The following is a 22085-nucleotide window of genomic DNA, read 5'->3' as shown; positions in this document are numbered from 1 at the left end:
TTGGGCGGAACGGTTGAAGCGCATATAGGGGCTGAAAATCACTCATAGACGGAATAAATGCTCATAAGTAAACCGAGATTACGTCTGAATAGGGAATAATACGTATAAATGGACTTATTACTAATTGCTTAAGAGTGTTCACGTTCTTACTTGCTTTCTTGAACAGGACCGTCCAAGCATTCAATTAACATAAAGTGATTGGAGCGGAGGGAAGTCGACTCCTGCGGGAACAGCACGAGTCCGAAGACCCCACAGTGAGCGGTCTTTGCGAGCGAGGAGGCTGAGGCCGTGCCCGCGGAAAGCGACTTCCCGGAGCGCAAATCACGGTGCTCTTATATACATTGATGGGTTTTGACCTACTATGCTTTTTAGTTCGCTGTTTACTTATAATGTGCCTTGGTTATAGTAATAGTATTTACAAAAAGCTTAGTAAAAAAAGCCACCTCTTTGAGTGTGGCTTTTTTACTTATTTACCCGTTCAGAATGATGCCGCCGTTGACGTGGATGACTTGTCCAGATACGTAAGAAGCGTCTTGGCTGGCTAGATATACATAAGCTGGTGCGAGTTCGGCGGGTTGACCGGGACGTTTCATCGGTGTTCCAGAACCAAAGTTGCTGACTTTCTCAGCACTAAAGGTGGATGGAATTAACGGTGTCCATATAGGACCAGGTGCGACTGCATTGACGCGTATACCTTTTTCAGCAAGTGATGCAGCAAGAGAGCGTGTTAATGATACAAGCGCACCCTTTGTTGCAGAATAATCGATCAGGTCCTCGCTGCCTTCATAAGCTGTAACAGACGTTGTGTTAATGATGGCATCGCCTTCTTTTAAATGAGGCATAGCCGCTTTTGTCATATAGAAAGCTCCAAAGACATTTGTTTTAAATGTCTTTTCAAGTTGCTCGTTTGAAATATCAAGAATATCTGCTTGGGGATGTTGTTCTGCGGCATTATTAACAAGAATTTCAAGTTTGCCGAAATGCTCAATGACATCAGTTACCACACGCTCGCAAAATGTCGGGCTGCTGATGTCGCCTTCAATTAATAGACAAGATCTACCTTCCTGTTCAATAAGCCTCTTCGTTGTTTCAGCATCTTCACGTTCATTTAAATAAACGATGGCCACATCTGCCCCTTCTTTGGCAAAGTGCAGACTGACAGAGCGTCCAATGCCACTGTCACCACCAGTCACAAGTGCTACATCACCCATAAGTTTTCCACTGCCATTATAGTATTTCCGTATATATTCTGGTTCAGGATGCATATGTGATTCTATCCCTGGTTGTGTATCTTGAGTTTGCTTATTTGATGTCATATTCATACCTCCATTCATTTTACTATACCCAAATAAAGGGAGGTGAAACGTCGCACTAATATTTACTAGGGCTTTATGAAATCTGTCTGCAAGTTGGATTCTAAACACAGGTCTACCAGTGAATACTGAAACAGTCATGCTGATGATACTGATCAAAAGAATTAAAGCAGCCACCAAAAGTCCATGACTAGCAAATGGGAAGGAAGGTAAATTCATCCAATCAAGCAGCCCCTGAAGGAATAAAATACTTTCATTTAAAATCAAGCCAATGGCAAACATACTTACCCCTCTTAACATGGCTTTGCTTCGGCTATCCAATAACCCGGTAATTTCATACAGGACAAGAATCATACCACTGACGAAACCGAGGAGGGTTAAATGCAAGTATCCAATGACAATGCTGCGTGTTTCATAAATCATATTAGCGAGATTCGGCAACATCAGGCCGAGTTCTAGGGTGCTTTTAGCAAATAAAAGAAAGAGCACTGCCCCAAGGAGCCACACAACTTTTTCTGAAAAATGCTGTTTTATTTGTGTCCAGCTTTTTGATACGGCACAAATGATGAGGAAAATTCCAATCCATTGTCCAATACTGCCTGCGATGGCGAAAATATAACTGTAGCCAGGTAACGACTCAACCCATAAAATAGATAAAATGTATCCAGGGAATAAAGCAAGTAAATAGAACCAGAAGCCTCTTCTCAGGTGGGTGTGATTGAGTGTGATATTCGCCTGAACCAGCATGAAAATAAGCATTCCGATCAGCATGAAAAATAACCAGCCGTTGTATTGAAAATGCAAATAAAAATAGATCGTCATATCAAACCAGGCAGTATCTTTTAGTCCATTGGCTGAAATCGCACCAAGCATAAACGGACCAACTGATGAGATGATCAGCGTGAATAGACCGGCTTTAATATACAATGCCGCCGTTTTTGAACCCTGGGTAATATAATGAAGTCTGCGATAGATGAATATGACAGCCCAATATTCCACTCCAATATGCAAGGTTGAAAGGACGATGGAATACAATGCGTATCCTTCGTAAAGGAAAGCAGCAAACATGGATACAGAAACGATGAATAAAGAGAGCATGAGGATCATGCCGTGCTGCTTTTCTTTTTTGGTCATCTTTCGCCAGATAATAGCGAAAAAAACGACGAGCACTCCCATAAATGCCCAGCCGATCAGCGCCAGATGTGAATGTCCATGCAGCAAATGCTCATATGGGATGAGGTTGTTACGGGTAAAAGGAAAGATCCGCATCACCAGACCGGTTAGTGCGGTTAATAGGAATAATGAGAACGATAACAATACGATTGTCCGTCGCATGAGCGTACCTCCTGAACTTATACATATATGCTAATCTCAGTATGTAGAAGGAGAAGCACTCACACAATGCAGAATAAGATTTGTCACGAATCTGAAAAAACTTTGTGGCAAATATATGACTGAAAGAAGAAAAACCTCTTAGATGCGATACACGCGCCTAAGAGATTTAATTTGAAAACTATTTATACGGCTTATTAAGAAAGAAAAGAGCCAGTGTCCCTGGACCTGAATGGGCTCCTATAACTGCGCCAACCATTTCAATTACAACATTTTTCTGAGAGATATTGAATTTTTCACAAATCATGTCGCGAAGTTGCTCAGCGCGTTCGAGGTCGTCGCCATGGCTGATCCCAATAACCTGGTTACTGAAATCATCGCCACGAGCCGCCATCAGGTCAATCATCCGGCCAAGAACTTTTTTCCGTCCTCTGATTTTTTCAAGTGGAACCAATTTACCATCTTCAACATGGAGCAGGGGTTTAATCTTTAACAATGAACCCACAAATGCTGCTGTTTTGCTGACACGGCCGCCCCTATAAAGATACTCAAGGTCATCTACTGTGAAAATATGCTCCATATGCTCAGCATGATAGCTGGCAGTCTCTATAATGGACGCTGCATCTGCACCTTCTTTCGCAAGTTCTGCTGCCCGTAAAATAACGAGGCCGTAACCGATTGAAGCACACTTGGTGTCGATCACGTGAATTTGTGCACCTGGGTAGCTTTCTTTTACTTCTTCGGCCATCATTGCCGCAGATTGGTAGGTGCCTGAAAGCTCTGATGAGAACGCTAAATAGACTAATGGTTGATTTGTTTCAGCATAAGATGTAAAAATGGTCTTAAAGGTCTGTGGGGATACTTGAGAAGTTTTTGTGCCTTTACCAGCTCGCATCTCATCATAAACTGTTTTAGGCTGAATATCGATGCTGTCACGATACTCTTTATTATTCAAGTGAACAGTTAACGGTACCATTTCGATATCATATTCGTTATAATAATGCTCTGTCAGGTCACATGAAGAATCAGCCATTATTTTTACGGTCATGATTTCACCTACATTTCTTATATTCATTCAAAGATTTGTATATGTAACTTATTAATAGTTTAATATGGTAAGGTCAGTTAGTCAAAGTATACTTGATAATATTTCCAAAAATATAAAAGTAAACCATCAGACAAGGAGGTAACATATGTTTTTAGTTGAAGCGAGACGGGTTGTAGTCGTAATTTTTGGTGCTATTTTAAATGCTGTGGCACTTAATTTTTTCCTGATTGGCGCAAATGTTTATGCCAGCGGCTTTACAGGGGCGGCACAGCTCATTTCGAGTGTGTTCAAAGATTTTATCGGAATCGGAATCAGTACCGGTGTGATCTTGTTTATTTTAAATATACCAGTTGCTATTTTAGGCTGGTATAAAGTAGGCAAAGGATTTACCATCTACAGTATTTTATCAGTCATATTCACGACAACAGCATTAGAAATCATGCCTGTTATGAGTTTGTCTAACGACATTATTCTTAATGCCGTGTTTGGTGGTGTCATTGGGGAACTGGTGTGGGACTCACGTTGAAGTGGGGTGCATCAACAGGTGGTATGGATATTGTTGCAATGGTACTCTCAAGACTCAATGATAAACCGCTTGGCACATATTTTCTAACACTGAATGGTGTTATTATTTTAATGGCTGGCGTGTTATATGAACCGGAAAACGCGTTATATACACTCTTAACGCTTTACGTAACGACACGCGTGATCGACGCGCTCCATACACGTCACGAGAAGTTGACTGCAATGATTGTGACACACAAAGCGAACGAGCTTCAGCAAGCCATTCACAATAAAATGGTGCGCGGCATCACCATCTTGCCTGCGAAAGGCGCTTATTCTGGTGAAGATAAGAATATGCTTTACCTCGTCATTACAAGATACGAGTTGTATGATCTAGAACAAATTATAGCAGATGTCGATCCAAATGCATTTGCCAATATTGTACAGACAACAGGGATATTCGGTTTTTTCCGTCGTGAGGCCTAAAGTGACCTTTTCACCCTTGTCCAGGAGGAAGAAGATATGAAATATATAATCATGATTTTGCTGTCAGCGGTTATTCTGGCAGGCTGTGGGTCTGAGTCTGACCAAAACACAGAGCAAACAACAGACAATCAAGCTAAACAAGAAGTAAATGAAGAATTAAACGAAGGCTCAAATGAAACTAAGAACGAAGAAACAGCGATGGATATCGCCTTTAAAAATATTGATATCAAGATACATGATAAGAAAAACGTACGTATTAAAGGAGAGGCAAAATCATCCAACGAAAAAGCTTATTATCAAATTCTTCATAAAGACGTTCTTGTTGAAGAAACCAAGATTGAATTAGAAGGGGAAGATTGGACATCTTTCACCATTGAAACCACACTGCCTCAAGATGTAATAGAAACAGAAGAGGTGCCTGTCCTGATGATTTACGGGAAAACTGAAAGTGGAAAAGAAGTCAACCCAAATTATTTCGGCATTGACTTTATCAGACAGAGCTATTAATCGTCTTGATCAAAGGAAATAAGAAAAAATCGACGTATTATCAAAGAATAAAAAGCCCGCCGGCATATCTGCTGGCGGGCTTTTCTATGTACCTGTGTGAATTAATAGCCGTGTTCTTTAAAAACGTCCTGAACTTTAGGTGTAACATCATCCCATTCAGCATCGAACTGCTTGTTCACTGTAATGAAGTTCTGATAGCCGAAAACATTATCCACTCCGTCAAGTGCCATTAGATCATTTAAAATGGCATGTTCACTCGTATCACCAGGCATAACAGAAATGCTGTTCGTACCCTCAAAAATCAACTTATCTGTTGTGAATTTCAAAGCATTTGGATTCGGAGTCGCCTCTGCGCGCACACCCATCACTATCCCCTCCAATTAGAATCTTTATCAACTGCCCTTATCATAGCAGATATCCCCATCGTAAAAAAGTAAAATGACAAACCCCATAAATAAAACCCCCTCTAGGTCACAATAGACACAAACTGCGAACCAGTGAAAACTCTAAATAACTGCCACTGGCAACCGCTCGGGGAAAACACTCCGCGTCCAGTGGGCGCTGATGAGCCTCGGGCCCACAGGACGTGGGTCATGAAGGCGTTGCGACAGGATGTCGCGTTCTTAGCCTTCCTTCCCCAAATGCGCGCTCCGGGGTCTCATCTAGGCTTTTGCTCCCACAGGAGTCTCCGTGTTTTCCCCGAGCTGGGTGTGAGTATTCATGCCTTTTTGCTTTTGTGTGCAGAGCCGTCCAAGCCGCTAAAGAAAATAGAGTGATCGGAGCGGAGGACAGTTGACTCCTGCGGGAATAGCACGAGTCCGAAGACCCCGCAGTGAGCGTTCTTTGCGAGCGAGGAGACTGAGGCCGTGTCCGCGGAAAGCGACTGTCCGCAGCGCAGATCGCGTTCCTCTTACAAAAATATATGGGTATTTCTTTTACGTCGCAGTTTACGGGAACTGGACACAGGAAAACGGATCGGGGCACGGGGGGTGCTCCGATCCGTTTGTTGGTTGAGCTTCCAACTTGGGAGGTTATTTTAACTGATTGCTCTCCTTTAATTGCTGCTCAAGCTGTTGCAGCTGCTGTTGTTCTTCAGGTGTGGCTTCATTATAAGCCGATTGAATGGCATTTTGAGCAGCTCGCTGTGATTGTTCATCATTGTTTTGCATGAACTGATTCATAGCATTCTTGGCTTTTTGGAGATAATTGTTTTCCATTTAAAACCCTCCTGTCGTATGGTTGTCAGCTTCAGCTTCCTTTCGCTCCTTATCGGAGAAGCGGGAGCGATACGGAAATCGTTCTGCATGCTGTTTGACACCCTCAGCACCTTGGTACACGAATCGTCTGGACTTGTTATTCTTGGCCATCGGCGATTCCTCCAGGCAGATCCTCTTGACGAAGAGCATCTGTAATAGGTGAACATGATGCATAACCGGAAGTAAAAAAGTGAACGCTTTTTTGCGCTCACTCCTAGTATGGATACTCCAATTAAATATATGGGTGGAAATTTCCGGTTATTTAGCTGGGGAGGAAAGATCCAATTTTAAATATGCTTCAAGGAATTTTCCTACGCCGTCTTCTTCATTCGTTTCAGTTACATGTTTGGCAAGTGATTTTAATTCGTCAATAGCATTCCCCATCGCGACTCCAACGCCAGCATAATCAATCATTTCCAGATCATTATCCTCGTCACCAAACGCAATAATTCGCTCGGGAGGGATATCATAATAATGAGCCAGTTTATGAAGTCCGACTGCTTTATTAATGCCTTTTTTTACAATTTCAATGATGTTCCATGGAGCGCCCCATTTCCGGTGCTCAATCACTTCTGCATGAAAATCGTCAAGATGTGCCCTTAAACGATTGATGTGATCTTCTCTCGGATGAATCAAGAGAGAGGTCGGATCGGTGTTTAAATTGTTTTTCAGACTGCCTATGGTAAACGGACTGTCTTGACGCGTCTGTTTAAATATGTTCATCACTGCCTCATCGCTTCGATCAAGATAAACGTGATCCTGAACTTCTGCAATAATGTTACGCACATTAAAATCATTTGCAGCTTCCACTACCGCGCGGGCAGTTCTAACAGGCATCGGGTTATGCAGTGCGTCCCATTTTTTGTCGCGTGGGTGATGAATCAGCGCCCCGTTAAAATTGACCATAGGTGTATTTAATTGAAGCATATTGTAGTAATCAATACTTGCACGGTGCGGCCGCCCGGTTGCGATCACAACAATATGCCCGGCATCGATTGCTTTCTGGGCCACAGTTTGATTTTTGATACTTATGTTTTTATCATCTGTTAAAAAAGTTCCATCCAAATCAAGTGCAATAATATGCTGTTTTGTATTCATTTGCCTCACCTCATATCACATAGTGTATAGTTCGGAACATTGGATGTAAAGGAAGAATGCCCTCAAGCCTTTTAGAAAGGGGAAAAACAAACAATATGCTATAATAATGTCAGCTACAACAGAAAGGAACATGTGACATGATTGGCGTTTTTTCAGAATCAATCAAAGGAATACCAAGTCTTATTGTGGTTCAGGCTGACAGGCAAAATGAGCCTCTGCCCGTGTTTATCTATTATCACGGATTCACGAGTGCTAAAGAACATAACCTGCCGCTTGCATATATACTTGCTGAAAAAGGCTATCGGGTGATACTCCCGGACAGCTTGTATCACGGAAACAGAGCTGAAGGACTTGATATGGAGCAAATGCAACTGTCTTTTTGGGATGTTGTGTTTGAGAATATCTCAGATGTAAAAACAATTTATGACTGGCTGTCAGATTCCGAGCTGGTTCTTGAAGGCCGGATTGGCATTGGGGGAACAAGTATGGGTGGCATGACTACCACAGCTGCTTTAACCCAATACCCATGGATCAAGACAGCGGCTGTCATGATGGGGACCCCCAAATTAACCGAATACGCTGATATGCTTGTAGATCAATATCAAAGAACTAGCGGCAAAGCTATAAATCAGGAAACGATAAAAAACGTATACAGTAAGCTGACTAAAATTGATTTGTCCAGACATATGGAGAAGTTAAATGATCGCCCTGTATTTTTCTGGCACGGGGACAAAGACCCTGTTGTGCCATTTGAGCAATCACACAGCTTTTACAAAGAAGCTGTTAAACAGTATAAGCATACAGATCGGATTTATTTCCTGAAAGAGAAGGATCGTGATCACAAAGTTAGCCGTTTTGCGATGCTTGCAGCAGTTAAGTGGGTTGAAAATCATTTATAAAACACGTAAAAAAGCTAAAGTGTGATTTAAATCATTTCAAACATGTAAAAAATATGTTTAAATAGATGTTAAGAAAGACTAGGGAGGTCGAAAACATGGATGAAGCGTTAAAGGAAAATATGCTTGGGGCACTGGAAAATGTGATTGACCCTGAGCTTGGCATTGACATTGTCAATTTGGGCCTTATATATGATGTTGAATTAGATGAGAATGGGTTATGTGTTGTGACAATGACACTAACATCCATGGGTTGTCCGCTCGCTGGGCATATTGAGCAGGATGTACGCCGGGCGTTGTCCGACATTCCGGATATCAAAGAAATCGAAGTCAATATCGTCTGGAACCCGCCTTGGGGTAAGGATAAAATGTCTCGATATGCCAAAATTGCACTCGGCATTCCGGATTAATGCAGACAGAAGGCTGGTTCATCATTCATGAATCAGCCTTTTTAATTTATGTGCACACGATTTTGGGTGAGAGAGGCATGTGTATGAGTGCGAGAGACGATTTTCCTATTTTTCAAGTAGTGGGCTATAAAAATTCCGGCAAAACAACGGTTACATCAGCACTGGTTGCTTATTTAACCAAAGCAGGATATAAAGTAGCCACATTAAAGCATCATGGGCATGGCGGCAAACCTGATCGTGCCAGCGGTACCGACAGTGACAAACATCGTCAGGCCGGCGCCGTAATCAGCGGTGTGGAAGGTGATGGTGAACTGCAGCTTACGGTTGCCAGTAAAACCGAGCTCACTTGGGAACAAATCAAAACCATGTATCAGACTGTTTCTCATGACATTCTCATATTGGAGGGCTATAAAAATGCTTCCTTTCCCAAAATTGTCCTGCTTAGAGAGGAAGCTGATTTCGGACTATTGAACGATATTGATCAGATTCATGCTGTGGGACTGCGAGACCATCATTTAATGCCTGATCATCATGCTTTTACGTTTTTGCTTGAAGATCTTGATAAGGTGCTTCCTGATCTTGTCGCACATCTGCTTGATCGCTTCAAGCTATAAAAGGAGCGCATATGGAGAAAAACTTTTGGATTACTGAAGACACGATAGATGTACAAGATGTTATCAATAAAGTAACACGGCCTGAAGCGGGTGCAGTCAATGTTTTTACAGGTATTGTCCGGGAATTCACCCGTGGGAAACAGACTCTTTTCCTGGAATACCAAGCGTATAAACCGATGGCCGAAAAGAAGCTGGCTGAGATTGGCCGTGAGATTGAAGAACGGTGGGGAGACGTTCAGACAGCGATTGTCCATCGTACTGGTCGTCTGGAAATTTCAGACGTGGCAGTCGCCATAGCTGTTTCAACACCTCATCGGAAAGATGCATTTGAGGCCAGCAGTTATGCGATCGAGCGTATTAAGGAGATCGTCCCTATTTGGAAAAAAGAAAACTGGGCTGATGGCACCAAGTGGATGGGTGATCAAAAGGAACAGGTTTCATATCGTCAGGGCGTACCATCAGAGGAGGCGATGTATGATGGTTAATGTATTGTTTTTTGCAGGTTTGCAAGAGGCAGTCGGGAGACACGAAATAGAGCTTGATGCTGCTGGGATGACAGTCGAGGAATTGAAGAATCATGTTTTATCAACGTATAACATCAATCACATCAATCATGTGATGGTAGCTGTTAATGAAGAGTATGCAAGCGACAATATTACGGTTCAGGACAATGATACAGTGGCATTCATCCCCCCAGTCAGCGGAGGATGAGCCCAACTTGATAAAGTAATAACAAAAAGTGCCTATCAGAACAGATCGGCACTTTTTTCATTGCTTAGCAAACTATAAAATACCCGAGCTGTTAACGAACATTGCCAAGGGCCACGTCCAGCTCCAACGCCTACCCCTTGAGTCATAAACAAGAACGTTTCGTGGCAAGTTCGCCACGACACATTCTTGTTTATGATTTTCGGGGGTGACCACGGCGTTTCCGCTTTTGTTTTATTAAATAATAATTTCCTTATGGAGTTCTTCAAAATTAATTAACATATGACCGTTTTGATCTGAAGCAATAAGTTTCTTTTTCTTAAGTTGGGTTAAGGTACGGCTGACTGTTTCACGGCTTGATCCGATCATATTGGCAAGTTCACGATTTGTGAACAACGTCGTAACTCTGATTAAATCGTCCGGGCGTTTTTCCCCGTGACTCTGGGACAATCGCAAGAGCAGCTTGATAATTTGTTCGGTTGTGGTATGCAGAATTTTTTCTTCAAGCCGTGTTTGTAAGTCTACGATTAATTCTCCCAGCACCCTGAACAACTTAATACAAATTTCGGGGTGTGTAATGAGGAAGTTTTCGAATTGGCTAATTGGGATATAAAGCAAGTTGGCATCCTCAGCGACTTCTGCGTGGGCAGGATAATTGTCTTTTCGGAAGAAGCCTTGATGGGGAAACATGTCCCTGGCTGTAGCATATTAATAATCTGTTCTTTCCCATGAATGTCTGTCCGGTATATTTTGACCTTGCCCTGGTGAATGAAATAGACATTTGTCAAAGGGTCATCTTGCATGAAAATGTGTGCACCTGAACGAAAAGTACGGTTTTTAGTAATATCTAAAATGGGCTCCATTTCAATATCCGTTAACCCTTTAAAAATTCGAAATGATTGTAAGAGCGCTCTGACAGTATCTTTATCCATTCTCATTCCCCCTATAATAAGCTCTCTTGTAGTTTCTATATCTCCTATAATCTTACCATGTATCAAATGAATGTGGAAATCAAAAAAAGAGCTAAAATTTGTATGCTTGTATGAACCTCTTGCTTCATGCTTCTTTGTGTCAATTTTATTACATTGTGATTTTCAGTGATGCGCGTCACACCAGACCATGTTTTTGGAAGTTATGATTAAGTAAGACGAATTGAATGGAGGGTCTTACATGTTTTCACGAGATTATAACGAAAATCCATTTATTGTGATTTGGGAATTAACACAAGCATGTCAGTTAAAATGTCTGCATTGCCGGGCAGAAGCTCAGTATCATCGGCATCCGCTCGAACTGGATTTTGAAGAAGGCAAGAAATTGATTGACGATATTTATGCGATGGACAACCCGATGCTTGTCTTTACCGGTGGTGATCCACTCGAGCGTCCAGATGTGTTTGACATAGCTGAATACGCTATTCAAAAAGGTGTGCGTGTATCCATGACACCATCTGCCACACCAAATGTAACAAAAGAAGCTATGAAGAAGGCAAAAGACATCGGACTTGCCAGATGGGCGTTTAGTGTGGATGGCCACAATGCAGAGATTCATGATCATTTTCGCGGCACCAATGGTTCGTTTGATCTGACCATGAATGCAATCAGTTATTTACATGAACTTGACATGCCTCTCCAGATTAATACAGTTATTTCGAAATATAATTATGAATACCTGGATGAAATGGCTGAAATGGTAGAAAGGTTAGGGGTCGTATTATGGAGTGTGTTCTTCCTTGTTCCGACTGGACGTGGCAAAGAGTCAGATATGATCTCTCCTGCAGAGCATGAAAAAGTTTTGCGCTGGCTTTATAAATTATCCAAACGGGTCCCATTTGATATTAAGACGACAGCAGCTCAGCATTATCGCCGGGTTGTCATTCAAAGTAAAATGCGAGAGCATAAAGGTATGAGTGACGGCGACCGCATTTACTATGAGGACGCCCTTATGCAAGGAAAAACGGGATCAATCGATGGTCTTGGCCGTGCCCCTAAAGGCGTGAATGATGGTAATGGCTTTGTGTTTATATCTCATACTGGAGATGTTTATCCCAGTGGCCTGCTGCCCATCAAAGCGGGCAACGTCAGAATGCAGCCGCTTGCTGACATCTATCGTCACTCGGAGGTATTTAAGAACCTTCGTAATCCCGATCAATACAAAGGTAAGTGTGGCGTGTGTGAATTCCGCCATGTATGCGGCGGTTCTCGTTCCAGAGCCTATAATGTGACAGGGGACTACATGGAGAGTGAACCATATTGTGTTTACATTCCTAAGGCGATGAGAGAACAGCAGAAGAGAGAACGACTTCAAAAACAAAATTAACGCAAAAAGCGACCAGCAGGATGACTGTGGTCGCTTTTATTTATACTAGAAACAATAAAACCAGGATTCCAACGATCAAGCAATAAAAGGTGAAATATTTGAGGTTGCCTTTTTTCATGATATTAATGAACCACTTCAGCGCGAAGAATGATGCTATTATGGATGCGATGAAAGCAAGCAGGTTTGGAATCATATCAAAATTTTCATCTTTTATAATATCACCGATACTTAAGACGGAAATACCAAGGCTTACGGGAATGTATAATAAAAATGAGAAACGCAAAGCGGTGTCGCGACTCATGCCAACAAGCATCGCGGCAACAACTGTCGCACCAGAGCGGCTGATACCAGGCACCAGAGCGATTGATTGTGCGAAACCAACAATAAGCGCATCTTTAACAGTAATATCGCCGTCATCTTTCCAGCCGGTCAAGTTGCGAATGATCCACAATGCGGCTCCCGTAATCAATAATGTTATGCCCACTACCGCAACGCCGCTGAGTTTCTCACCAATATAATCCTCGAGCAGCAGTCCAATCACACCTGTTGGAATCGTTGCGATCACAAGAAATACGATAAAATAAAAATCGCCTCTTGCGTCATCAGCTTTTGATATTATAAAACGAATTCCGTTTTTGATAAGCCGGATAATGTCATGTCTGTAGACAAGAAGGACAGCAATCAGTGAGCCAAAGTTTACAAGAATTTCAAAAGACAGTCCTTTGATTTCCACATCAAGAATTTCTCGTAATATAATCAGATGTCCACTTGAAGATACCGGTATTGGCTCTGTAATGCCCTGGAAAAGTCCGAGAAAAATGTACTTTAAAACAAGAAAAATTTCGTTCGCTTGATCCATTTGATCATGTCACCTTCTTTTTTAAAAATGTAATGTGTGTCGTCACTTTCCGTGGGCATGCGCATAGGCTGGAGGTGAGGAGGTTGACAGATGAATACAAAACACAATCACCATCATCACCATATGTATGAACTGTGTAAGGCGCATATTCACGCTTACGTGCTTGTCGAAACCATGGAAGGTCAGCAAGTTGACGGGATCATTACCGGTATCGATGATGATCATGTATACATGGCAGTACCGGTTGGAGACATGGACACACAATCGGGAGATATGTATCGGGGGGATCGTCAATACGGCTATGGCGGCTATGGTTATCCAGGTTATGGTTACGGTCCTGGTTACGGGTATGGGCCCGGCTATGGCGGTTATGGTTATGGCCGACGCGATCCGTTCAGAAGGCTTGTATTACCTTTAGCTGCCTTGACAGCAATTAGTGTTCTCCCGTGGTACTAAAGCTTATGAACATTTAGCATTCAAAAAATTAAGGAGAGGGCTTTAGAAAAAGGCCCTCTCCGTTTAATGATCTGGAGATGAATTTTCTCTTTAAAGCATAAGCTCATCCAGAACTATGCTTCAGGGTTTTCTTTCAAAACGCCTTCACCCAAGATGAGCACGATGACTCCAATTGACAGCCCGGCAATCAATCCGTGTATAAGCTGGAAAGAATCACCCGCCATGCTGGCAAGAACATAGGATACAGCACAGCCTATGAGAATCGACCAGAAAAACGTCATAATAAACCGCATATGTAACACCTCGACTTCATGATAGATAAATTTAGACATATATAGATTAACTTACTACAGTTTACCAAAACAGTATGAAAATGAAAAGCTTTTTAGGGGGATGAAAATGTTTTATTACGTAGAGAATTGTTTTCATTGGATTGGCTTTCATCTTGTCCAGCATTTGTTGGACGCAGGCGAGTGTGTTATAGGGATTGATCAAGTCTCATCCCCACAAAAAGAACATTTATATTTGTTTATGGGAAGGCATGACCGATTCCAGTTAATGAGTAGAGAAGCGGCACCTGCCAATGGTATCAAAAAAGACGTAAATCTACAGGTTTGCAACAATAAAAATGGGTCAGAAACGGATAATGGACATATTCATATTGTGTACGGTACAGAACACGATCAAACTAATGAAACGATTGATTTACCTCTTTTATTTGGGTTCTGGATGCCGATGACAGAATTTGGAATGAAGCGTGTAAACGGTGAATGGCTGCCCTTTGCTTCTGATGCTTTCTTGAATGAAGCAGTTTATATTGAGGACTATATGAATGATTTGGTACATTGTATACGAGAAGGGTGTCTTTCTGAAATTTCCTCAAGTTGTCCAAATCAATACCTTGCCAATCTGGGGAAAGTCAAGGACAATAGGACTATTAAAACAAATTTATCCATCGTACAAGAACATTATCATCGCAACACGTCATTTTATCCTGAAACGAACGCTTATTAGATAGGAGAGTCTATGTTGAAACGTTCAGTCCTTTTGGTCTCATTTATTCTGATCCTAGTTTCTATTGTGCTTTCAGCCTGTTCTTCAACACCGGAACATGAAGGCCAACTTTATAAAGCTGGCTTGATTCTGGAGGGGAAGGCAGGTGAAGAGCCATGGAATGCTAAAGGATATCGAGGTCTGACAGCAATAAAAGAAAAATTCGGTGTTGAAGTGTATTTCAAAGAAAATGTTGAAACAGATCAGGAAGTTACTGAAATCGTTCGAGAATTCTCCCAGAAAGGGGTCAATCTCATCTTTGGGCACGGCAGCAAATTCGGTCGTTCTTTTGTAGATATGTCTACTGTCTATCCGGATATTCATTTTGTTTATTTCAATGGTGGACAACATGCGGAGAATGTCACCAGTTATAACTTTAATGCCCATGCAATGGGATTTTTTGCAGGAATGATCGCTGGAGAAATGTCACAAACAGAACATGTCGGGATCCTGGCTGCATATGAATGGCAATCTGAGATAGAAGGGTATTATGAGGGCGTTAAGCACCAAAACCCTGCTGCAGAAGTGCATATTGATTATGTGAATGACTGGAACAATGCTGGGTCGGCACTTGATGCTTATGAACGCCAGCGAGATGTGAACGTGGATGTGTTTTATCCGATTGGTAATCAATTCTCAAGGAAAGTGATAGAACAAGCAGCAGAAGACAACTTGTATACAATTGGATATATCAATGACCAATCGAATATTGGCGAAAGATATGTATTGACAAGCACCATACAAGACGTTGAAAAGATTTATGAAATGGCTGCTGAGCATTTTGATGAAGATCGTCTTGCGGGTGGTGTATACAGACTTGGTTTCCCCGAAAATGTTTTGTCACTTGGACCCTATAGTCAAGACATTCCCAGGTATTTCCGCAATGAAATCGAACATGCTGTTGATATGTATAAAACTACCGGATTGTTGCCTAATGAACTATCCGTGCACTAAGGAATCCAAGCCTCTTGTCGTTACGCCTCTTGCAAAATCAAAAAGCATGCATTAAAATTAGGACCAAGTCATAATGATTGATAGTAAATTTATTACAAGGGGATGGAATCATGAATGTTGGTGTAATGGGCACAGGTCACTACCTCCCGGAACAAATCGTTACCAACAAAGATTTGGAGAAAATCGTGGATACCACTGATGAGTGGATCAGAACGCGTACTGGCATAGAGGAAAGAAGAATTGCAGGGGATGACATTGACACCTCTGATATGGCATTTTATGCAGCTCAGAACGCGCTGAAAGAAGCAGGGGTGGAAGCAAAAGATATAGATTTAATATTGGTCGCTACTGTAACTCCTGATACCCCTTTTCCGTCTGTTTCTGCGATGCTTCAGCACCGTCTGGGAGCAGAGCATGCTGCCGGAATGGATCTTGGAGCAGCGTGTGCCGGTTTTATATATGGCATTGCGACTGCTAAACAATTTATTGCAACAGGTATGTATAAGCATGTGCTTGTGGTCGGAGCCGATAAATTATCAAAAATCACTGACTGGAGCGACCGTAATACATGCGTTCTATTAGGGGACGGAGCAGGCGCCGCTGTTATTGGTGAAGTGTCGGAAGGAAAAGGCATTCTTTCCTTGGAACTGGGGTCAAAAGGTTCTGGAGGAGATTATCTTTATCAAGATAAAAAGGGCCATTTGATCATGAATGGAAGAGAAGTATTTAAATTCGCAGTGAGACAAATGCCGGAGTCTTCCGTAAATGTCGTTGAAAAGGCAGGCTTCAAAAAAGAAGATGTTGATTACCTGGTACCGCATCAGGCCAATATCAGAATCATGGAAGCCGCAAGAGAACGTCTTGGAATCGCCGAAGATAAAATGGCGCGCACAATCAGCAAATACGGTAATAATTCAGCGGCTTCAGTGCCTATAGCCTTATCTGAATCCGTAAAAAATGGTAATATTAAAGACAACGATCTTATCGTTCTCGTCGGTTTTGGCGGGGGTCTGACGTGGGGTTCAGTCGCCTTGCGTTGGGGAAGATAACGTCTAAACAGGAGGCATACCCTTATGACAAATAAAAGAGTTGTGATTACAGGACTTGGCGCTGTCGCACCGGTGGGCAATGAGGTTCCTGAAATTTGGGAGAACATTACAGCAGGTAAATCCGGGATCGACTATTTAACCCGGCTTGATCGGGAAGCTTTTCCAGCCCAAGTATCCGCAGAAGTAAAAGACTTTGACCCGTCTTCATGGATTGAAAAACGTGACATCCGTAAAATGGATTTATTTACGCAATACGCCGTGGTAGCATCCCAAATGGCGGTGAAAGATGCCGGCTTGGAAATCAATGATAAAAATGCGGATCGCGTTGGTGTATGGATTGGTTCTGGTATTGGCGGCATGCAAACTTATGAAGAGCAGTTTGCCAAATTTCAGGCAAAAGGCTACAAACGGGTCAGCCCATTTTTTGTGCCAATGTTGATTCCAGATATGGCAGCAGGCCAAGTATCCATTCAACTGGGAGCAAAAGGAATGAACTCATGTACAGTAACAGCTTGTGCATCGGGTGCGAATTCGATCGGTGATGCCTTTAAGGTGCTCCAGCGCGGCGATGCCGATGCCATGATTACTGGAGGAACAGAGGCTCCGATTACAAATATGGCTATGGCAGGATTTTCTTCCATGAAGGCTTTATCTTTGAGCGATGACCCTGCACATGCCAGCCGGCCTTTTGACAAGAATCGTAATGGCTTTGTCATGGGTGAAGGCGCAGGTATTCTGGTTCTTGAAACACTGGATTCGGCACTTAAACGCGGCGCTACAATTTATGCTGAAATTGTCGGCTATGGCTCCACAGGAGATGCCTACCATATTTCTGCACCTGCAGAAGAAGGTGAAGGAGCTGCCCGTGCTATGCAACAAGCTATTCATGATGCAGAGCTTGATACAAAAGATGTGGATTATATTAATGCTCATGGGACAAGCACAGAGCTGAATGATAAATATGAAACCACAGCTATAAAGCAAGTTTTTGGCGATCATGCCAACAGCCTGGCTGTATCCTCAACGAAGTCCATGACAGGACATTTACTCGGAGCAGCAGGTGGACTTGAAGCGGTTATATCCGTCAAGACTATTCAGGACGGAATTATTCCGCCCACCATTAATTATGAAACACCAGATCCTGAATGTGATCTCGATTACGTGCCAAACGAAGCCAGACATCAAAATGTTGACGTCGTACTCAGCAATTCACTCGGATTCGGAGGCCACAACGCATCACTCGTATTTAAGAAATATGTATAAATAAATCGAGTAGGAGGGGGTGACTAACCCCGACCTCTCACACCACCGTACGTACGGTTCCGTATACGGCGGTTTCATTTAAGTCCAACGCAACGTTTGATATCGTTTAAGCAGACTCTTAAGCCCTTGGGTTGACCAGTATTGGTCACCAAGGGCTTTATGCAAGATAGGGCTTTTGGCAATCCGCCAATAAGCCTTTCTTGTGTTGGCCCATTCCCACGCTTTCTCTTTCTTCACGCCGTATTTCACAAGATTCTTGTACTTCGTTTTGACTAGCTTCCATTCTTTCCACCTAATCATTCGCAGTCTTCTTCGAATCCAGGCATCCAGTTTGTTGAATGTGGTTGGCGTTTCTGCCAGTTGATAATAACCAAGCCAGCCCACCAAATATCGATTGAGTTTCTCGATTCTATCTGTCATATTCATGGATTTTCTTCTGGATGTAAGAGCCCGGACACGTTGTTTGAAGCGTTTGATACTCTCTTTGGGTATCCGGATTTTCGGGTGATCTTTGTGAAACGTGAAGGAAAACCCCAGAAATTTACGTCTCCATGGGCGATCCACCGCACTTTTCTCTACGTTGACCTTCAGCTTGAGTTTATTTTCAATAAATTGTGTAATATTTTCCATTACACGCAACCCTGCACGTCTTGATTTGACGTATATATTACAGTCGTCCGCATAGCGGACGAAACGGAGTCCTCTTTTCTCCAATTCCTTGTCCAACTCATCTAAGACGATATTGGAAAGTAGTGGACTGAGCGGACCACCTTGCGGAGCTCCTTCTGTATTAGGACGCACTAAACCCTCTTCCATAATACCTGCCTGCAGGTATCTTCGAATCAGCTTCAATAGATGTGGGTCCTCAATACGTTTGTTCAATGTGCGCATCAAACGATCGTGGTTGACTTTATCGAAGAATTTCTCTAGGTCCATGTCAACGACCCAACGGTAGCCTTCTTTCATGTATTGCCTTGCTTCTCTTACGGCATCATGTCCTCGCTTGTTTGGTCTAAATCCATAACTGTGTTTCGAGAACGTTGAGTCGTATTCTTCAGTGAGAACTTGTGCAATTGCTTGTTGGATGAATCTATCCAACACGGTTGGGATGCCTAACTTCCTCTTCCCGCCGTTTGGTTTCGGGATTTCGACACGACGGACAGGTTGAGGACGATAAGACCCCTCTTGGATTTCTTTTCGCAGGCTTGTCCAATGTTTCATGACATGCGCTCGTAGGTTTTGTACGGGCATTCCATCTACACCATGACTGCCTTTATTGCGTTCAACGCGTTTTAGTGCGTTTATTAAGTTTTCCCGTGATAGAATTCGATCCAACATGATATCCAACTCCTGCGTGAATTGTTCTCTCCTCTTGTGTGGCAATCACTTTCAGCCCTTCTAATGTCCCCACGGAATTCACCGTTTCCTCCATTAGGAAGGATATATGTTTCTGCTTCATCAAGTGTTGCGTACGCGAAGCGACAATTCTCCTTAAATGATTCAGCCCTTCATGGGAACTCTAGATATCCCCATTACTATGGCGTCTGCTGACTTCTGACAGTTCAGTGAGTACTTACGTACTCAGTTACACAATGGGTTGTGCATTTCTGCCAGACCTCCCAGGGTAAGCACACACCCTTCCTCCCCATGTCCCCGCTTCATCTACTTTATGCACCCTTTGGCAGTATGGGTTTTGGCTTGTTGCGCAGCCTCGTCCAAGTACATCTAGCCTTATGAAGTTCGTGTTCCTCGGGCGGAGATTTGCCGCAGACTTCCTTCAGATTCCAGATTTCTCTGGACACCCTTGTCCTTGGCTAATCGCTACTACTGCCTTCACGATTCGGGACTTTAACCCTATAGAGTGTGTGCATGCCTGGCACACGCAGACTTAAAAGACCGGTCAACTACCGGTCTTTTTTTTAAGGCTCTTATCTAAAATATTATTGCTTTTACAATAAAATCTTTTAAAACTTATTTAATGCGTATTAGACACAAACTGCGAACCAGTAAAAACGTGAATGACTGCTTCTGGCAATCGCTCGGGGAAAACACTCCGCGTCCAGTGGGCGCTGATGTGCCTCGGGCCCACAGGATGTGGGTCATGAAGGCGTTGCGACAGGACGTCGCGGTTTTAGCCTTCCTTCCCCAAATGCGCGCTCCGGGGTCTCATCTAGGCTTTTGCTCCCACAGGAGTCTCCGCGTTTACCCCGAGCTAGGTGAGTGTTATTCATCTTCTTGCTTTATTGGGTTGAACGATGAAGCGCATATCGGGGCTGAAAATCACTCATGAGCGGAGAAATGCTCATAAGTAAACCGAGATTACCTCTGAATTGGAAATAATACGTATAAATGGACCTAGTACTAACTGTTTAAGAGCGTTCACGTTCTTACTTGTTTTCTTAAACAGGACCGTCCAAGCATTCAATTAACATAAAGTGATTGGAGCGGAGGGAAGTCGACTCCTGCGGGAACAGCACGAGTCCGAAGACCCCACAGTGAGCGGTCTTTGCGAGCGAGGAGACTGAGGCCGTGCCCGCGGAAAGCGACTTCCCGCAGCGCAAATCACGGTGCTCGTTTAAACATATAGAGTGCTTAATGGCGGTCAAAAAACCGCCTATTTAGTTCGCAGTTTACTTATACTATGCTTGTTTAAAAGCACGATTCAGGTGTGGTAACGCTATTTCTCAGCAAGGAGTTGTCCTGCTCTGTGCCCAGCAGATGTCACACTTCTACATTACGGTCAGTCAATATCCGATTCGTACCTGGTTGTGTTTCCTTTCTCTCGCTACGAAGTGTGCTGAAGTTTGCTAAACGGGCATTTGCACTTTTGGGATTTAGGTCATGTTTTTGGTGCAATATACATATACTTCATTAAATCTCTGGACAAGCATGGGGTGAGATTATGGGGCATATATTTATTTTTTTGATTGGATTTGGACTAGCTGTTTCAGGCGGTGTGACACTGATTGTCTACGTTAACTTTTTGCCGGCAGGGCTTGGGTGGATGGACTATATTCTATTCATTAAAGACCGGCCGGAGTGCTACTTTTTACCAATTGGTATTTTGTTAATGGGTATTGCTATATATCGCTTTCCAAACAACCTTTAAGAATATTTTCAGGCAATCATGGCCATAATGTATTCTAAGTTATAGTAAAAAGCGAGGGTTGTTTTATGTTATATTTGCATGATGTATGGGTGAATTGGTTTGAAGGCGAAGAGAACGGATATAACGTCTGTTACTTTCATGAATGGCGCAAAGAAGATAAAATCGAACTCTTGGATCAAGTGCCGCTTCTGTACATAACAAAACCGCTCTACCAGTATATCGAAAATGATATGCATGACGTACCGAAAGCACTTCTGGATACAGTTTATCGGCGCGCTTATGCGAGAAAAGGGCAGATGCGGAAATGTCTGGATTATGCTGCTGTGATAACAGATGGAACAGAGATCATCGCAATTGATACAGCGGGATACAGTATACCGATCAAAAAAAGCCGTCTCATTCCACGTCAAGAACAGCTCGTTTATGACATGGTGCAAAACGTGAAGCCGAAGTCATATGGTTTTGAAACGCTTGATTATAAAAAAGCTTATCACATGCTATCAATGGCTCCAGATCTTGTCTTCGGGTTAACTAGGCGAGAGCGGCAGCTCAAACAGCTTATGATGATGGGGTTGGATCAGCTGAGAACTGCGAACAGGATTGAAGAATTGCGTTATTGGTTGACTGAATGGGATCCAAAGCAATATCCGAATATCCATTATATGAACGAGGAAAAAGCCTGGAGAACACTCTACAGTAGTGTGCGGCAAGGATGGAGTCTTGCCCATGAAGAGTTCTGTGAGAAGTTGATTAAAGGGCAGCCTTTTCTTGAAAAAATGTGGGCTTTTGAAGAACAGAAACAACAAGCTTCAAAACAACAGTAATTCTTTATTACTCAAATATAATGCCTGGCA

Annotated in this window: 23 protein-coding genes and 2 pseudogenes; 15 read left to right on the top strand and 10 right to left on the bottom strand. The window is 42.8% G+C overall.

Features of this window, described 5'->3' with window-relative positions:
* Nucleotides 1-470: 470 nt before the first annotated feature.
* Both JNUCC1_RS01615 and JNUCC1_RS01610 read right to left on the bottom strand, forming a co-directional pair.
* The gene (locus tag JNUCC1_RS01615; protein ID WP_156645346.1) at nt 471-1334 is read right to left on the bottom strand and encodes an SDR family oxidoreductase; all 864 of its coding nucleotides are present in this window, start codon (nt 1332-1334) and stop codon (nt 471-473) included.
* Between the two features lie 1492 nt (nt 1335-2826).
* The gene (locus JNUCC1_RS01610; RefSeq protein WP_156643705.1) at nt 2827-3693 is read right to left on the bottom strand and encodes a DegV family protein; all 867 of its coding nucleotides are present in this window, start codon (nt 3691-3693) and stop codon (nt 2827-2829) included.
* Nucleotides 3694-3838: 145 nt separating this feature from the next.
* Here JNUCC1_RS01610 and JNUCC1_RS01605 point away from each other — a divergent pair.
* Nucleotides 3839-4683, top strand: a pseudogene (locus JNUCC1_RS01605) (YitT family protein).
* A 36-nt stretch (nt 4684-4719) separates the two neighbouring features.
* The gene (locus tag JNUCC1_RS01600) at nt 4720-5190 is read left to right on the top strand and encodes a hypothetical protein (RefSeq protein ID WP_156643704.1); all 471 of its coding nucleotides are present in this window, start codon (nt 4720-4722) and stop codon (nt 5188-5190) included.
* A 101-nt stretch (nt 5191-5291) separates the two neighbouring features.
* On the opposite strand, the gene JNUCC1_RS01595 is transcribed toward JNUCC1_RS01600, so the two are convergent.
* From JNUCC1_RS01595 to JNUCC1_RS01585, 4 genes are all read right to left on the bottom strand, one after another.
* Nucleotides 5292-5555, bottom strand: coding sequence for a NifU N-terminal domain-containing protein (locus JNUCC1_RS01595; RefSeq protein WP_156643703.1), 264 nt, complete (start codon nt 5553-5555; stop codon nt 5292-5294).
* A gap of 666 nt (nt 5556-6221) precedes the next feature.
* Nucleotides 6222-6407, bottom strand: a complete 186-nt coding sequence (locus JNUCC1_RS01590; protein WP_156643702.1) for a DUF3813 family protein — start codon at nt 6405-6407, stop codon at nt 6222-6224.
* Complete coding sequence (locus tag JNUCC1_RS18130) at nt 6408-6557, bottom strand: hypothetical protein (protein WP_197431595.1); 150 nt, start codon at nt 6555-6557, stop codon at nt 6408-6410.
* 147 nt (nt 6558-6704) lie between these two features.
* On the bottom strand, nt 6705-7544 hold the full coding sequence (locus JNUCC1_RS01585) for a Cof-type HAD-IIB family hydrolase (RefSeq protein ID WP_156643701.1): 840 nt from the start codon (nt 7542-7544) through the stop codon (nt 6705-6707).
* Nucleotides 7545-7681: 137 nt separating this feature from the next.
* Here JNUCC1_RS01585 and JNUCC1_RS01580 point away from each other — a divergent pair, with 137 nt between their 5' ends.
* The 5 genes from JNUCC1_RS01580 to moaD all read left to right on the top strand — a co-directional run bounded on the left by JNUCC1_RS01580 (nt 7682) and on the right by moaD (nt 10175).
* Complete coding sequence (locus tag JNUCC1_RS01580) at nt 7682-8443, top strand: alpha/beta fold hydrolase (protein WP_156643700.1); 762 nt, start codon at nt 7682-7684, stop codon at nt 8441-8443.
* Between the two features lie 95 nt (nt 8444-8538).
* Complete coding sequence (locus JNUCC1_RS01575; protein ID WP_156643699.1) at nt 8539-8850, top strand: metal-sulfur cluster assembly factor; 312 nt, start codon at nt 8539-8541, stop codon at nt 8848-8850.
* Nucleotides 8851-8933: 83 nt separating this feature from the next.
* A complete protein-coding gene (mobB, locus tag JNUCC1_RS01570) occupies nt 8934-9464 on the top strand; it encodes a molybdopterin-guanine dinucleotide biosynthesis protein B (protein WP_197431594.1) in 531 nt (176 codons plus the stop codon).
* A gap of 11 nt (nt 9465-9475) precedes the next feature.
* The gene (locus JNUCC1_RS01565; RefSeq protein ID WP_156643697.1) at nt 9476-9949 is read left to right on the top strand and encodes a molybdenum cofactor biosynthesis protein MoaE; all 474 of its coding nucleotides are present in this window, start codon (nt 9476-9478) and stop codon (nt 9947-9949) included.
* Complete coding sequence (gene moaD, locus JNUCC1_RS01560; RefSeq protein ID WP_156645345.1) at nt 9942-10175, top strand: molybdopterin converting factor subunit 1; 234 nt, start codon at nt 9942-9944, stop codon at nt 10173-10175. Before JNUCC1_RS01565 ends, moaD begins: the two co-directional genes overlap by 8 nt.
* A 234-nt stretch (nt 10176-10409) precedes the next feature.
* Here moaD and JNUCC1_RS01555 read toward each other — a convergent pair.
* A pseudogene (locus JNUCC1_RS01555) lies at nt 10410-11104 on the bottom strand (Crp/Fnr family transcriptional regulator).
* A 238-nt stretch (nt 11105-11342) separates the two neighbouring features.
* Between JNUCC1_RS01555 and JNUCC1_RS01550 the strand changes: the two are divergent.
* Nucleotides 11343-12488 carry a TIGR04053 family radical SAM/SPASM domain-containing protein gene (locus JNUCC1_RS01550; protein ID WP_156643696.1) on the top strand — a complete coding sequence of 382 codons (1146 nt, stop codon included), beginning with the start codon at nt 11343-11345 and terminating at the stop codon, nt 12486-12488.
* Nucleotides 12489-12528: 40 nt separating this feature from the next.
* On the opposite strand, the gene JNUCC1_RS01545 is transcribed toward JNUCC1_RS01550, so the two are convergent.
* Nucleotides 12529-13347 (bottom strand): undecaprenyl-diphosphate phosphatase, encoded by an 819-nt coding sequence (locus JNUCC1_RS01545; RefSeq protein WP_156643695.1) that lies wholly within the window; start codon nt 13345-13347, stop codon nt 12529-12531.
* Nucleotides 13348-13437: 90 nt separating this feature from the next.
* Between JNUCC1_RS01545 and JNUCC1_RS01540 the strand changes: the two genes are divergently transcribed.
* Complete coding sequence (locus tag JNUCC1_RS01540; protein WP_197431593.1) at nt 13438-13803, top strand: hypothetical protein; 366 nt, start codon at nt 13438-13440, stop codon at nt 13801-13803.
* 113 nt (nt 13804-13916) lie between these two features.
* Here the strand turns inward: JNUCC1_RS01540 and JNUCC1_RS01535 are convergent, their stop codons facing one another.
* Nucleotides 13917-14135, bottom strand: coding sequence for a DUF2929 family protein (locus JNUCC1_RS01535; protein ID WP_231746937.1), 219 nt, complete (start codon nt 14133-14135; stop codon nt 13917-13919).
* A gap of 67 nt (nt 14136-14202) precedes the next feature.
* On the opposite strand from JNUCC1_RS01535, the gene JNUCC1_RS01530 reads away from it, so the two are divergent.
* The 4 genes from JNUCC1_RS01530 to fabF all read left to right on the top strand — a co-directional run bounded on the left by JNUCC1_RS01530 (nt 14203) and on the right by fabF (nt 18122).
* Entirely contained in the window at nt 14203-14817 is a 615-nt protein-coding gene (locus JNUCC1_RS01530; RefSeq protein ID WP_156643694.1) for a hypothetical protein, read from the top strand.
* Nucleotides 14818-14829: 12 nt separating this feature from the next.
* A complete protein-coding gene (locus tag JNUCC1_RS01525; RefSeq protein WP_156643693.1) occupies nt 14830-15810 on the top strand; it encodes a BMP family ABC transporter substrate-binding protein in 981 nt (326 codons plus the stop codon).
* A 110-nt stretch (nt 15811-15920) separates the two neighbouring features.
* The gene (locus tag JNUCC1_RS01520) at nt 15921-16859 is read left to right on the top strand and encodes a beta-ketoacyl-ACP synthase III (RefSeq protein ID WP_156643692.1); all 939 of its coding nucleotides are present in this window, start codon (nt 15921-15923) and stop codon (nt 16857-16859) included.
* 24 nt (nt 16860-16883) lie between these two features.
* Nucleotides 16884-18122, top strand: a complete 1239-nt coding sequence (gene fabF, locus JNUCC1_RS01515) for a beta-ketoacyl-ACP synthase II (RefSeq protein ID WP_156643691.1) — start codon at nt 16884-16886, stop codon at nt 18120-18122.
* Nucleotides 18123-18200: 78 nt separating this feature from the next.
* Here the strand turns inward: fabF and ltrA are convergent, their stop codons facing one another.
* Nucleotides 18201-19460, bottom strand: coding sequence for a group II intron reverse transcriptase/maturase (gene ltrA, locus JNUCC1_RS01510; RefSeq protein ID WP_156643543.1), 1260 nt, complete (start codon nt 19458-19460; stop codon nt 18201-18203).
* A 1564-nt stretch (nt 19461-21024) separates the two neighbouring features.
* Here ltrA and JNUCC1_RS01505 point away from each other — a divergent pair.
* Both JNUCC1_RS01505 and JNUCC1_RS01500 read left to right on the top strand, forming a co-directional pair.
* Entirely contained in the window at nt 21025-21231 is a 207-nt protein-coding gene (locus JNUCC1_RS01505; protein ID WP_156643690.1) for a hypothetical protein, read from the top strand.
* A gap of 65 nt (nt 21232-21296) precedes the next feature.
* Complete coding sequence (locus JNUCC1_RS01500; protein WP_156643689.1) at nt 21297-22055, top strand: YjbA family protein; 759 nt, start codon at nt 21297-21299, stop codon at nt 22053-22055.
* Nucleotides 22056-22085: the final 30 nt, after the last annotated feature.

This window comes from Lentibacillus sp. JNUCC-1 (assembly GCF_009741735.1).
Classification (GTDB): domain Bacteria; phylum Bacillota; class Bacilli; order Bacillales; family Amphibacillaceae; genus Lentibacillus_B.
The sequence above is the reverse complement of the archived record's forward strand: the minus strand, read 5'-3'. Positions and strand labels throughout refer to the sequence as shown.